The organism is uncultured Proteiniphilum sp., from assembly GCF_937873925.1.
GTDB lineage: Bacteria > Bacteroidota > Bacteroidia > Bacteroidales > Dysgonomonadaceae > Proteiniphilum.
Window position 1 is genome coordinate 1 of sequence record NZ_CALNAT010000076.1, and the last position, 13292, is coordinate 13292.

12 protein-coding genes are annotated in these 13292 nt (G+C 48.0%); 5 read left to right on the forward strand and 7 right to left on the reverse strand.

The window, feature by feature from the left end; genetic code table 11:
• Positions 1–66: 66 nt before the first annotated feature.
• The 5 genes from pyk to Q0502_RS05485 all read left to right on the forward strand — a co-directional run bounded on the left by pyk (position 67) and on the right by Q0502_RS05485 (position 5381).
• Complete coding sequence (gene pyk / locus Q0502_RS05465; protein WP_298648143.1) at positions 67–1539, forward strand: pyruvate kinase; 1473 nt, start codon at positions 67–69, stop codon at positions 1537–1539.
• Between the two features lie 158 nt (positions 1540–1697).
• Positions 1698–2330: an O-methyltransferase gene (locus tag Q0502_RS05470; protein WP_298648146.1), complete on the forward strand. Its 633-nt coding sequence runs from the start codon at positions 1698–1700 to the stop codon at positions 2328–2330.
• Positions 2331–2338: 8 nt separating this feature from the next.
• Complete coding sequence (rbfA, locus tag Q0502_RS05475; RefSeq protein WP_298648148.1) at positions 2339–2677, forward strand: 30S ribosome-binding factor RbfA; 339 nt, start codon at positions 2339–2341, stop codon at positions 2675–2677.
• A gap of 15 nt (positions 2678–2692) precedes the next feature.
• A complete protein-coding gene (locus Q0502_RS05480; RefSeq protein ID WP_298648151.1) occupies positions 2693–3916 on the forward strand; it encodes an FtsX-like permease family protein in 1224 nt (407 codons plus the stop codon).
• A 151-nt stretch (positions 3917–4067) separates the two neighbouring features.
• Positions 4068–5381 (forward strand): UDP-glucose/GDP-mannose dehydrogenase family protein, encoded by a 1314-nt coding sequence (locus Q0502_RS05485; protein WP_298648154.1) that lies wholly within the window; start codon positions 4068–4070, stop codon positions 5379–5381.
• A 19-nt stretch (positions 5382–5400) separates the two neighbouring features.
• On the opposite strand, the gene Q0502_RS05490 is transcribed toward Q0502_RS05485, so the two are convergent.
• The 7 genes from Q0502_RS05490 to Q0502_RS05520 form a co-directional block, all read right to left on the reverse strand.
• Positions 5401–7473 carry an acylase gene (locus tag Q0502_RS05490; RefSeq protein WP_298648156.1) on the reverse strand — a complete coding sequence of 691 codons (2073 nt, stop codon included), beginning with the start codon at positions 7471–7473 and terminating at the stop codon, positions 5401–5403.
• A 118-nt stretch (positions 7474–7591) separates the two neighbouring features.
• Entirely contained in the window at positions 7592–7855 is a 264-nt protein-coding gene (locus tag Q0502_RS05495; protein ID WP_298648159.1) for a DUF2024 family protein, read from the reverse strand.
• Positions 7856–8009: 154 nt separating this feature from the next.
• The gene (gene gldN, locus Q0502_RS05500; protein ID WP_298648162.1) at positions 8010–8981 is read right to left on the reverse strand and encodes a gliding motility protein GldN; all 972 of its coding nucleotides are present in this window, start codon (positions 8979–8981) and stop codon (positions 8010–8012) included.
• Between the two features lie 99 nt (positions 8982–9080).
• On the reverse strand, positions 9081–10613 hold the full coding sequence (gene gldM, locus Q0502_RS05505; RefSeq protein WP_298648164.1) for a gliding motility protein GldM: 1533 nt from the start codon (positions 10611–10613) through the stop codon (positions 9081–9083).
• A gap of 9 nt (positions 10614–10622) precedes the next feature.
• Entirely contained in the window at positions 10623–11393 is a 771-nt protein-coding gene (gldL, locus tag Q0502_RS05510) for a gliding motility protein GldL (protein WP_298648167.1), read from the reverse strand.
• 23 nt (positions 11394–11416) lie between these two features.
• Entirely contained in the window at positions 11417–12835 is a 1419-nt protein-coding gene (locus tag Q0502_RS05515; protein ID WP_298648169.1) for an SUMF1/EgtB/PvdO family nonheme iron enzyme, read from the reverse strand.
• Between the two features lie 183 nt (positions 12836–13018).
• A partial coding sequence (locus tag Q0502_RS05520) for a type IX secretion system membrane protein PorP/SprF (RefSeq protein WP_298648173.1) occupies positions 13019–13292 on the reverse strand: 274 nt, incomplete at its 5' end.

Consider the following 13292-nt stretch of genomic DNA (forward strand, 5'->3'; position numbering starts at 1 on the left):
AAAGATCTCGATTATAAACAATTAAAAATCAACTGGATCTAAGTGTCCAGTAGTGTTATAAAATATATGCATAAACATACTAAAATCATTGCCACGATTTCCGACAAACGCTGCGATGTGCCCTTTTTGGAGCAACTGTTCGAGGCGGGAATGAATGTGGTAAGGCTTAATTCGGCCCATCTCGACGAGGAAGGGTTCCTTACCATTATTCATAACGTACGGACAGTATCCGATCAGATAGCGATATTGGTAGATACCAAAGGTCCGGAGATCCGCACCACAATGCTGGAAAATCCTATCGAACTGAAAATCGGAGACCATATAAGGATCGTGGGAAATCCTGAAGGAATCTCTTCGAGAGAGACTGTGTATATCACCTACCGGAATATCACCGAAGAGATGCATGTGGGCGATGATATCCTGATCGATGACGGAGAAGTAGACCTGGAAGTAATTGAGGTAGCAGACGATTATCTGCTCTGCCGGGCGAAGAATGACGGGGTGATCGGTAGCCGCAAAAGTGTGAATATCCCGGATGTCCGCATCAACCTTCCCGCGATTACCGAACGGGATAAAAAATTCCTTGCGTTGTCCGCCAAGCATGATGTCGATTTTGTAGCCCATTCGTTCGTGAGGAGCAAAGAAGATGTGGAGGCTGTGCAGGAGATACTCGACGAGTTAGACAGTCCCATCAAAATTATTGCCAAGATAGAGAACCAGGAAGGTGTGGATAATGCCGATGAGATCCTGGAAGCCGCTTATGGTATTATGATCGCCCGCGGCGACCTGGGGATAGAGGTGGCGCAGGAAAAAATTCCCGGCATACAACGGGTACTGATCCGACAAGCTATCCACCATAAGAAACCGGTCATTGTGGCTACTCAGATGCTGCACTCCATGATTAATAACCCACGTCCCACACGTGCGGAGATTACGGATATTGCCAACGCCATCTATTATCGTACCGATGCAGTAATGCTCAGTGGCGAAACAGCCTATGGCAAATATCCCGTGGAGGCGGTGCGCACCATGGCAAAAACGGCTTATGAGGCAGAATTGACGAAGCTCTCGGAGAATGATATCCGCGTACCCTATAATCTGGATGATAACCGTGAAGTTACGGAATTTCTGGCCAAACAGGCGGTGAAATCGTGCGCACAGCTGAATGTAAGGGCAATAGTCACCGATAGCCACACCGGCCGCACAGCCAGGGTATTGGCGGCATTCAGAGGAAAAAGTCCTGTGTATGCTATTACCACCACCAAGAGGCTGGCCCGGGAACTGGCATTGTCATACGGTATCTGGGCGGAATTTCAGCAGGGAAAAGGCGACGGTAATACCAAGGAGAGCCGGAGAGCCTATTTCACGGAAGCCATCAAACAACTCATCGACAGGAAGACGATTGAGGCACAGGATCGAGTGGCTTATCTGGGGGGCAGTTTCGGTGAGACCGGCGGTACTACTTACCTGGAGGTTGCCGAAGCCTGGAGAATTCTCGAAGCGAAAGAAAAATACAATTTGCCCGACTATACAATGTAGCTTTTAATATGCTAATATGCCAATGTGCCAATGAGATTAAGTGGGAAGGTGGTTCGGTGAAAAAGTAGTTAGGATGATTTAATGAATTGATAATGTGGTGATTTTCTGATTTAAATCTGTTAATCAGATATTATCCTGGTTCTAAGCAAAATAATCGTATGAGCAAAATAGAAGAATATATCCTGTCACACATAGATGCTGAGCCGGAACTGCTGAAGAAGATCGACCGGGATGCGCATGTGAATATGTTGCAGGGAGATATGACTTCCGGACATTTACAGGGACGGTTCCTGAAGATGATCACACAGATGATCCGGCCAAAACGGATATTGGAGATCGGTACTTTCGTCGGGTATTCCACTCTCTGTTTCGCGGAGGGCCTTGAAGAGGAGGGTGAACTCCATACCATCGAGATTGATGATGAACTGGAAGACCGGATCCGCGGTAATTTTGACCGTTCGGAACATGGAAAAAAGATCGTACTTCATATAGGCGATGCGTTGGAAATCATCCCTCGATTCCAGGATGAAAGTTTCGATCTGGCCTTCCTCGATGCCGATAAGGAAGATTATTGGGATCATTACGAATATACCCTCCCGAAGATCAGGAGAGGGGGTATTATCCTGGTGGATAATACTCTCTGGTACGGGAAGGTGGTGGAAGAGGTGAAGAACAATGATCGGGCGACCCGGGGGATCCTGGATTTTAACCGGAAACTGGCGGATGACGACAGGGTGGAGAAGGTGATTCTGCCTCTCCGCGACGGATTAACGCTGATAAGAAAGAAATAATAACAAGCATGGATACGAACAGACAACAGAAAGTAAACCGGTTGATACAGAAAGAGCTGAGCGAGATCTTTCTGCTGGATGCCAAAAAGATGCAGGGCATATTGATCTCCGTGACCAACGTACGGGTATCGCCCGACCTGGGTATCGCGCATGCCTACCTGAGTGTTTTCCCGTCGGAAAAAGCGAAAGAGTTGGTTAAAAATATCAATGAGAATGTAAAGACCGTCCGTTATGATCTGGGTAAGCGGTTGAGGAACCAACTGCGGGTAATTCCCGAACTGACGTTTCATGTGGACGATTCGCTCGATTATATCGAGAACATCGACAGGCTATTGAAAGACCAGTAAAATATTTATTTTAATTTGAACGTCTCCTTTTTCATAGCGCGCAGATACCTCTTTTCAAGGAAATCACACAATGTTGTCAATGTGATCTCTGCTATCTCAGTGTGTGGTATCGCCATCGCTACTGCGGCTATCGTATGCGTGCTTTCCATCTTCAATGGTTTCGGCGGTATTGTAGAGGGTATGTTCAATGCGTTCGATCCCGATCTGAAGATCAAGGTGAAAGAGGGTAAAGTGTTCGACTATCATACGCCGGAGTTCCAAAAAGCATTGCAGGTAAGCGGTATACAGATCATCTCCGAATCACTGGAAGAGACCGCCCTTTTTATGTTCGGTGAGAGCCAGGTTCCGGTGCTGATGAAAGGAGTATCGGAGGAGTTCAGGCTGATGGCCGACATGGAAAAGCTGATTCTGCACGGGTCGTTCAAACTGCGGGAGGATGTAGTGGACTACACTACGCTGGGCTCCGGGCTGGCGATGACGCTCGGCGCACGCCCCGGATTTATCAACCCTATTGAAATTTATGCTCCCAAGCGCGATGTGCGGGTGAACCTGGCCAATCCTGCAGCTGCATTCACTAAAGGATACGTCCAGATCGGCGGTGTTTTCAGTCTCAATTCGCCGGAGTATGACGAACAGATGGCCATTATCCCAATCCAACTGGCACGGGATCTTTTTGGTTACGATAAAGAAGTAACATCACTGGATATCAAATTAGAGCCTACTGCTTCCGTAAGTAAGGTGAAGCGTGAGATGCAACGTTTCCTGGGAGACAATTTCCTTGTGGAAGACCGGTTTGAACAACAACAGGAATCGTACCGGATGCTGCAGATGGAGAAATGGGTGACTTTCCTTATAATGGTGTTTATCCTATTGATAGCTGTTTTTAATCTGGTGGGTTCGCTTTCGATGCTGGTGGTGGAAAAGCGGGACGATATCAAAAGCCTGCAGAATATGGGGGCGTCCGGTCAATTGATATCACGTATCTTTTTGTATGAAGGATGGCTGATTTCGTTTATCGGTATCATTGCCGGAATTGTTACTGGGTTGATATTGTGTCTGTTGCAGCAGCATTTTGGACTGCTTCAGCTGAGTGATACCCCCGGTGCCTATATCATCGATGCCTATCCGGTGATCGTCAAAGTGACGGATGTAGCGATCGTCTTTGCGGTGGTAAGCCTGATCGGCCTGTTGGCAGTACTTTATCCGGTCAATAACTTAAAGAAAAAACTCAAACAGTAAAGTTGATGTGATAATTCGGTGATTTAACGATGTGATGATGAATGTGCTAATGAGTCAATGTGCCAATTTATCGATTTTATGATTTCGTGATTTGACTACGTCGATTTTCAATTCATGATTTTTGAATCTGGAATCTGAAATTTATTAAAATATGAAGATAGCTATTGTTGGAACGGGATATGTAGGATTGGTTTCAGGAGCCTGTTTTGCCGAAATGGGAGTGGATGTGACCTGTGTGGATATTGACAGGGAGAAGATCGAGGGCCTGAAAAAGGGAATTATACCCATTTACGAACCGGGATTAAAGAATATCGTGATGCGCAACCATGAAGCGGATCGTCTCCATTTCACCACCGATCTGCCGGCCATACTGAACGAAATGGAGATTGTATTCATCGCGGTGGGCACTCCCTCGGATGAAGACGGGACTGCGGACCTTTCCTATGTCATGACGGTGGCCAACACCATTGCCGACCATATGTCCAAACCCCTGCTGATTGTCACTAAAAGTACCGTTCCTGTAGGAACCTCGTATCGTATCAGGGATCTGGTGAGAAAGCGGCTCGATGAACGGGGAATGACGGATCTGCAATTTGATGTGGCTTCCAATCCCGAATTTCTGAAGGAAGGTGCTGCTGTGAATGACTTTATGAGTCCCGACCGGGTGATCGTAGGAGTGGAAAGCGAAGAGGCGAAAGGGCTGATGACCAAGCTTTACCGACCCTTCCTGCTGAATAATTTCCGGGTAATTTTTATGGATATCCTTTCGTCGGAGATGACAAAGTATGCTTCTAACGCCATGCTGGCTACCCGTATCAGTTTTATGAACGATATCGCCAACCTGTGCGAGCGGGTAGGGGCTGATGTGAATATGGTGCGCCGCGGAATGGGCAGCGATTCCCGTATCGGCAGAAGTTTCCTTTATCCCGGTTGCGGGTACGGGGGCAGCTGCTTTCCCAAGGATATCCGCGCGCTTATCAAGGTGGCCGAAGATGCCGGATATGAGATGAGCGTATTGAAAGCGGTAGAGGAAGTGAATAACCGGCAGAAAGATATCCTGTTTCAAAAGTTCAAACTTCATTTCAATGGCGAAATGAAAGGCAAGACGGCAGCTGTGTGGGGATTATCCTTTAAACCGGAGACCGACGACGTACGCGAAGCGCCTTCACTCACCCTTATCAACAGCCTGCGGGAAGCGGGCGTGGCTGTGCGGGCCTATGATCCCGCGGCCATGGAAGAAGCACGTCATTACCTGAACGATTCCATCTATTATGCGACCGATATTTATGATGCCGCCAACGGTGCCGATGCAGTGATCGTACCCACTGAGTGGAAAGAGTTCCGGCTTCCCAACTGGAGTATTCTGAAGAAGATCATGAACAACCACGTGGTGATCGACGGAAGGAATATCTACAACATGGAGGAACTTGCCTCCTATGGCTTTGCCTACAGCGGGATCGGATAGTAGGAGAAAAACTGTTTTTTTACAGCTTTTCCCTTTTCTCCATATTTCGTAAAACGTCTTCCCGGGTCAAAAATGCGGGACGGAGCTTGTTTTCAGAAAGCAGTTGCAACTGATTGCCGACAAACTTGCTTTTCGGCTGAGTAGCATTGCCATAGCTTAGTAAAACCTTTGCTTTCACTGTCTTTCCAAATTCAACAACCGCTACAAATGTGTCACCGTGGTAGGCATAGTTTTTATTGTTTTCCCCGTTTGGTTGATAATACATAGTTCTGAAAATGCCGTATCGACCGGGGCCCCCATTTGCCGGAAATTCATATTCTCCTGCTTTGTACCGGTTAACATCACCCCAGGCAACATTCATTGAATCATAGGTCTCTTCTACCTCCATGGCAGCATTTACTAACAGCCCGACAGCCTGCTTTGGATTATTTAATCCTTCAGGAGTGGAGACAGGTCTTTCGGCACTCCATGGAATTGCAAACATATCACTGTCAAGCTTGTCAAGCCATCTTCCAAAAAGGACAGCACCCCGACTGTCTGCATTGGTAGCTCTATCCCACTGTTCCAGTACCCACGCAGCTTTCAGTGCCGTGGAATCGGGATGTTGTTTTACGGCAGCCAGCAGGTCATCCAGAAAACGGCCCGCAGCCTCCATTCCCGTGTCTGACTTATAATCAACCAGTTCATCAAAGCTAATAGAAGCATCATCTTTAATAAGGTTCACCGCACGTTGCGCCCTTAAAGATACTGGCATATCCTCCGGAGACATATAAGGAGGAAAGTCCTCAAAATCCAGTAAAAGTGGATAAGTAGATGTCCAGGGCGGATCGTTCGCATTTTGTACAAAACCGGAAGAGGGATTAATCAACTTCGGCAGATCATCATAATTATGGTAGCTGCTCCAGATATATTTCGACTGTGTACCATCCACAGTACTATTCCAGAAAACCCAATCACCTTCAGATCTTACAGGAACATTACCATTAAAGAGATAGAGAATGTTACCCTCCCTATCGGCATATATGAGATTGAACATGGGAATTTGCATCATTTTTAAAGCTTCTTCAAACTCTTTCATGTTTTTAGCTTTACCCATTTCATGATACTGGGCATAATATGAACTGTTTTCAAGTCCTGCAATCCTTACGGCATAAGCCTTGTTGTCTTTCTCACCCATTACGGGCCCATGTTTGGAATACCTTAATTCAATATCCTGCTGTTGAACCGTACCATCTTTTTGCAGTACTTTTAAAGGCACTCTCTTTTCCTGGAAAGGCTCACTCTTGCCATCAAGCAGGTAACCACCCTGCTGCAGCGTTAACTCGTATCTGTCCGAAGCATCGATGGTGTTTACAGTATGTGTCCATCCTAACTGTTCGTTAAAGGCGATGTTTAACACAGGCATGCCTACCAAAGTAATACCATACACATTAAAGCCGGGAGCGGTTAACTGTGCTTCAAAAAATAGATAAAAATCACTCCATGGCAGATGAGGATTGGCAACCAACATAGCATTTCCGGATTCAGATTTAGAAGGAGCAATTGCATAAGAGTTAGAACCCGGGGCTGTTTCTTTCCTGGTCTCGGCTATATCGTTTCCGCCAGTAAATTCAAGACATATAACTCTTTTACCATGAGCCAGCACATCCGTAGCTACAACCGGCAGCACCTGTTTCACCCTATCATCTATTTTATCGGGATGCGCTTTTGCATAATCGTTGAGACCCTTTACAAATGCCTCTAAATACTGTTTATCCCTGCTGCCGGATTTGTTATAGTGCGCCTCTGCAGAATCGGGCAGATTGAACAGATGGGTGAGTTTATCAGAATCCATATACTCCTCGCCGAAATATTCCGACGCCTTCCCCCGCGCCTGGGCATATAATTTCAATATCAGGTTGGCATGGTTCTGCATTTGTGCCCATCCAAAAGCATAATACATCTCCGTTTCATTGTTGGCATACACGTGCGGCACGCCGTAATTGTCCCAGATGATTTCCGTGTTCCCCGGTTTTTGCGGGTTAGAGCAGGAAGAAAGAATAAAGATAGTGAGGACCATCCTTATCATTCCTGTTTGTCGCGAATTTTGCATTGATTATACGTTATTCGTTGCCCGGTTTTAACTTGTTGCCCGGTTAAATTTATTCCTTAAAAACAGCTGCAATAGTATCCATCAATACGACTCAGTTTGCAACCTTATTCTTTATCTGCTAATTACAGTTCTCTATTTCAATAATATAATAACCCCTTTGTATGATATCATCCTCCCATTCCGGTTTTACAGCTTCAATATGGCAAAACTGACACTCTTTGGAAGTAAGCGGTTGATCCTCCTGATCTTTCGTTTTCAGATACTCTTTACCATATTTGTATATCCGTTTTTTATCTTTTATTTCCACCGGAGCGATTATGTCAAAATGCATTACACTGCCGTCTGTCTTAGTTACATAGGTGTCCCAAACTGCTACTTGCATTTTATTTGAATTTATAGATTACGTGCAAAATTGCTGTTCCCAGTCATAATAACAAATCGTATGCGGTATAAGTTTTCAATTCGTGATCCGCAGATCCCGGTGGAAATACTCCTTTCCCACAAGTATCAGGTTTAGGTATACATAGAACGGATATTTAATATCTCCGATCACGCATGGTTTGGGCAGCGCCGGAGGTATCAGGATTACTGATAGAGGAGCGTCTGTTGCCGCGGCGATTTGTCTCTCGGGGGTATGGAGCGGTGGGTGTTTCCTGTTTCCAGAGATTCTTCCCGAAATCGATCAGTTCCCGTTCAATCCTCTCCTGTTCCGCCTTCATTTCTTCGGGGCTCGAGGTGTACTGCGAGATAGCAAGATTACGCGGATTCTGCGCTTTGTAGATCTCCCCGTCGTATTTTCTCATGCGGAAAAAGTCATCAACGCTATCGCTCATGCTGTTGTTGAGGGAGGAACCCATGACCGGCATGCGCCGTGCATAAGGGGATATTTCGTCGTAAAGGATCCAGAAGAGGGGATAGCGTGTGGTGGCGCCATAATCGTCCCGGCGCTGCAAGACCGGACAGATGGCGATCGGTCTTATCCTGAAAGCGGAATTGCCTGTATCGAAATAGTAGGCCTCTTTCACGAAATAACCTTCTACCTCATTGCCGGGGATATCAGCATCGTTGACTACAATTTTACCATCGGCTGTTTCATAATAGATTCCAAACCGGTCCAGCAATTCCTGAAAATTTACCCGGTACTCTTCAGTAAATTCTTCCCGTCCGTCTAAATATTCGTAAGCCGGGATAATCTCTTCCTGCAATAGGTTAAATAGCATAGTAAAGAGGCTTATTTTACCCTCTGCCGGAGTGACCGGATAATAGAGGGGGGCATTGGCCTCTTTGGTGAGGTCGAGATAGCGATAAATGATCCGCGACCATTTGGCATTTTCTATGCTTTCGTCCTGGAGGCGGTTCCGTTGCTCCATGCGGATATTTGTGCCGGCAACCTGTTGCTGCACTGTGCTCTGCCGCCGTTCTATTCTCTCTCTCGCAGTCTCCTGCGGAAAAAGGAAGCCAATCCCTCCTGCGAAAAGAATCAATATCAAGAATAGTTTTGTTTGCATATTTTTTTGTTTAGAATCAAGAACCAAAATTTTAATAAACTAAAAACTAAAAATGAAAAATGAAATTTTATTATTCACATTGGCATATTGGCACATTATTCACATTATCCTCACTTCCATCACTGCGATCTCCCGTTCCGTACCGTCGGGGCCGGCAGCCCGTACGCCCGATATATAGAAATAACTCCCCCGTGCGAGCCGCCTGATCTGCTCTTTTTGCCTTTCTGAAAAAAGGTTCCCGTCGGAAACTTCCGGAATAGCATTTCCCATCGAATCAAAGAAGACCCGGAACGGAATGGAAAGGATCCCATCGTCGATGGCTGCCTTAATTTCCCGGGCATTCATCAGGGCCGCTTTCTGTAAGCCCCCTCCCCTGAACATGACCGGATTTCCGTTGGCGCCGCTGTACTCTATATAAGGGGTGGGGTCGGGGAGTGCGCGTACCCTGAATTCTTTGACGGCTACGCGGCGTACGTCTCCCCCGGCCGTACGGGCGGATACCGATATCGTGACATTCCGGCCGACCGTCGTGGGATGGGCGATCCACATATTTCCACGGCGGGTGAGGTTACCCTCGGTCATGGTTGCACTGACATCCTGGGGAGCAAGGCCCGGTACGGAAATACCGATCTCATTGTCGATCCCTGCATATAACACATTCATAAGGGTGGGCGCGATGGTGGCCACCGGTTCGATCACGGTGTAGCTACCCGCAAACTGGCGGCGGGACACGGCGCCGTCGCTGCCGGCCATCTCTACATACCCTTCTACTGGGAATGTACCGATACGATCGGCCCGAACGGAAAAGGATCCGTTTTCCTTCGTATTGAGGTTCTCCCCGTTGACCACAATACGGGGTTGCCGGGTGGAATCTTCCGCGGAGAGGACAATACGGGCATTGTAGGCACCGCCCTGGATCACGATATCGGATTCGGGAATGATATAGGCATTCAACCGGTTTACACGGAGATCGCCTATATCCACATTATGCAATATATTTGCCAGTGCCTCTCCTTCCGAGGAGCGGATATCGTTTTCGATCTTTGTCAGCATGGTAATGGCTGCTGCCAGAGGCATCTGCTCAAAAAGAGAGGCTTCCCAGCTTTTATTGCGTGACCGGGGCTGTGTGCTGAGGTTTTTCCCGATAATTGCCCGGCGGGCGGGATCCGTTACGAGTTGCGTTACCGAGTCGCGGTAAGTATCGATGGCATTCCTGAACTTTTTCCCTTCGCCGTTCACGGGGGAGAGCATGACCACCGACGCGGCTTCCAGATCGTCTTTGTGTTTGATATTATTGATATTCGCTTTTCTTCCGTCGGCTTCGCGTACCATTCGCAGCTTCAGTTCTTCGATATATTGTGTCAGCGAATCGCTCATGGAGCGTACCTGTAACCCTTTCCGGTACCACTCACCGGCCTTTTCGGGATTTTGTGCATGGTAGGCCGTCAATTCTTCCATGATCAGCCTGTTGCGTTCCAGCATCGTGCCGGATGAATTTCCCAGACTGTTATCCACCATTTCAAACCCGTCGAGCACTTCTACTGATACGTTGAGCGCCAGCATCGCAATGAATACCAGATACATCAGGTTGATCATCTTCTGACGGGGGGAATTGGGACTGTTGACTGCCATGAGAAAGGATTATGAGTTAGGGTTACCGGGACTGTCGTGTCTGTTGACCGTCATGGCCTGCAGCATACGGGCGTAGACTTCGTTCAATTCCCTGAGTTGATCCGCCATTTTCTCAGTTTCCGTTTTAATGACCGATCCGTCGGGAAGGGTATCGCCGTAGAGGGTCCTGAGGCGGGCCAGTCCCTGATTGATCTGTTCAATGGCGCCGATCTGGCTGCTAACGCTTTTTAACTGTATTTCGTAGATGGAATTGAGTCCCGATAAAGTGCGGTTAAGATTTTCCATTTGTTTGCCGTATTCCTCGGTGTGTGTCGACAGATTGTGAGGAATTTGATACTTCGGTTCACCGGAAGAGGACGGTGGGGCGATAATTGAATCCGGGGTGGCGTTGTCTCGTGCGGCCGTTCCGGAACTGCTTTGTGTAATCGGGCCGGCGACCGGTGATATTCCGTCGCGAAGCATTCCCGTGGTCTGCTGTAGGATACCGGCGTTGAAACCGGGGCTGTCTTCGGGATTGCCGGAAGAGAGTGACGGGAATACCTGTTCCCACCTGTAGTTGCGTATAGGAGTGTCGAATGCGGAAAGGATAAAGACAATGCATTCAGTGACCATTCCGATAAAGAGCATCTCGTTACCGAAGGGGAAATGGAGTAGTTTGAACATCGCGCCTAGGATCACGATGGCGGCCCCGAAGCTGTAAGCGAAGTTGATAAAGCGTTTACCCCGCTCGGTCTGCAGGAAATGTTCGAGTCTGTTTTTATATTTGTTATAGGCGTTCATTTATGATGAGTTATGAGTTTCATTTATTTTCCAGCGCTGGCTTGTGTCCTTACGCAACGGAATCCTATATAGGAGCGCCCCCGGTTCTGGTATTCGCTGTCGCGCATGTCCGAGCGGATAAAGGTGGAGATATCTTTCCAGGAGCCTCCCTTCACCACTTTTCGTTTGAGCGCATAGGGATCTTCGGTAGCGGCGTTGTAGCTGTATTCGGGATTCAGGTCGCCCATCAATTCGTTTCCCGACCCGGTGTAGGCGGTGGATGTCCATTCCGCCACATTTCCCGCCATGTCGTATAATCCGGAGTTATTGGGCTTAAAGCTCCTTACTTTGGCGGGAATGAGGTGATTGTCAGCTCCGTACGCTCCATCACCTGGTTTGAAATTGGCCTGGAAACAGCCGCTTTCGCTTGTCGTGGCGTCGGAGTCCCACGGGTATCTGTTCTCGGAGTTGGCGTTCCGTGCCGCCATTTCCCATTCCGCTTCGGTGGGGAGACGGTATTTCTCTACCGTCACATCTTCCCTGTTAATACTTCTGCGCAGGAACAGGGTGCGCCATTCGCAGAAAGCGGTAGCCTGTTCCCATGAGACGCCCGTTACCGGGTGGTGTGCGTAGGCGGGATGGGAAAAGTAGTTACGTAAATAGCGTTCGTTGTCCGCATTCGGGAAATCGTTCACCCAGCAGGTGGTATCGGGATAGATGTTGACGATGCGTGTATGTACAAAATCGTAGAGGCTGCTCAGGGGGCGGGTGATGGTCTCGTTGACCATACGCCCGTCGGGAGCGATGTATGCCGTGTCTTTCGATATCATGATCACCTCATTCGGATCAATGGTGATGTCGCTGTTCAGGGTCCTCTCCGCGGGATTCAGACGATGTTGCCGCCTGGCTGCTTCCGCCGCGTCGAACCACTCGTAGCGGAAGTTCATCTGGCGGGCATCCAGCATTTTTTTTCCTGTGATGGGATGCGTCTTATAAATACTGTTGATAGCAGCCTCTTCCTCTTCGGTATTTCTTGTCCAGGGGATGGGGATCTTCCAGTTCAGGCGGGGGGTGACGGGATCGCCGTACTCATCCTCGGTGATCTTGTAGAAGTCATCGCCCGCATATGCCGGATCTGCCAGCCGTTCGCGGATAATGGAGTCCCGCACCCAGTAGACGAATTGTTTGTACTGCGAATTGGTGATTTCCGTTTCGTCCATCCAGAAGTTATCCACCGATACCCCGCGGGTCGGGATGGAGAACCCCCAAAGCGAATCGACCTCCCCCGGCCCCATGATATAGGCTCCCCGTGTTACCAGTATCATATTATAAGGCGTAGGTTCTCCCCACACCTTACCCACAGGCACGCCAGTAAGCTCCCCACCGATACTGCTCCCGATCCCGCGCCTGCCGCAGGAAACTATTACGATCAGTATCAGTCCGAATAAGATGAATCTCTTCATATTTTGATAAAATAAGAGTAAAGAGCCAAGACGTTTAGTAAACTAAAAACTAAAAGTTAAAAACGAAAAATTTAGAATTTGACTACGTCGATTTTGACTCCGCCGAACGTTGTTTCAATCAAATCATCGTCAAATCACACATCAGTAAATAGTCACATCAACCGAACCGCTTTTCCACTTTCATTACAGTAAGCGGATACTCTTGTGAGGCTGCCGCTTCGGTTTGAAATAATCAAGCGGAAAATCATAGCGGAGATAGAGTTCATGGCTACCTCTGCTATTTTTTCCGGATCCTGTTGTATGTAGTCCGTAGGCATATCCCAGTTCCACATCCCGGATGGTGGCGCCGGCAAAAAGTACGTACCCGTCGTCCAGCCTCCATGATGCTCCGCCTGAGAATCTTTTATTGTATTCCAGACGAAGCGTAGCCTGTACCTGGGTCATGCTGAAGTCGGTC

Bases quoted from the DNA above. Each gene is read 5' to 3' on its own strand.
- pyk (WP_298648143.1), top strand. From the start codon at position 67: ATGCATAAACATACTAAAATCATTGCCACGATTTCCGACAAACGCTGC.
- Q0502_RS05470 (WP_298648146.1), top strand. From the start codon at position 1,698: ATGAGCAAAATAGAAGAATATATCCTGTCACACATAGATGCTGAGCCG.
- rbfA (WP_298648148.1), top strand. From the start codon at position 2,339: ATGGATACGAACAGACAACAGAAAGTAAACCGGTTGATACAGAAAGAG.
- Q0502_RS05485 (WP_298648154.1), top strand. From the start codon at position 4,068: ATGAAGATAGCTATTGTTGGAACGGGATATGTAGGATTGGTTTCAGGA.
- Q0502_RS05490 (WP_298648156.1), bottom strand. From the start codon at position 7,473: ATGCAAAATTCGCGACAAACAGGAATGATAAGGATGGTCCTCACTATC.
- Q0502_RS05495 (WP_298648159.1), bottom strand. From the start codon at position 7,855: ATGCAAGTAGCAGTTTGGGACACCTATGTAACTAAGACAGACGGCAGT.
- gldN (WP_298648162.1), bottom strand. From the start codon at position 8,981: ATGCAAACAAAACTATTCTTGATATTGATTCTTTTCGCAGGAGGGATT.
- gldM (WP_298648164.1), bottom strand. From the start codon at position 10,613: ATGGCAGTCAACAGTCCCAATTCCCCCCGTCAGAAGATGATCAACCTG.
- gldL (WP_298648167.1), bottom strand. From the start codon at position 11,393: ATGAACGCCTATAACAAATATAAAAACAGACTCGAACATTTCCTGCAG.
- Q0502_RS05515 (WP_298648169.1), bottom strand. From the start codon at position 12,835: ATGAAGAGATTCATCTTATTCGGACTGATACTGATCGTAATAGTTTCC.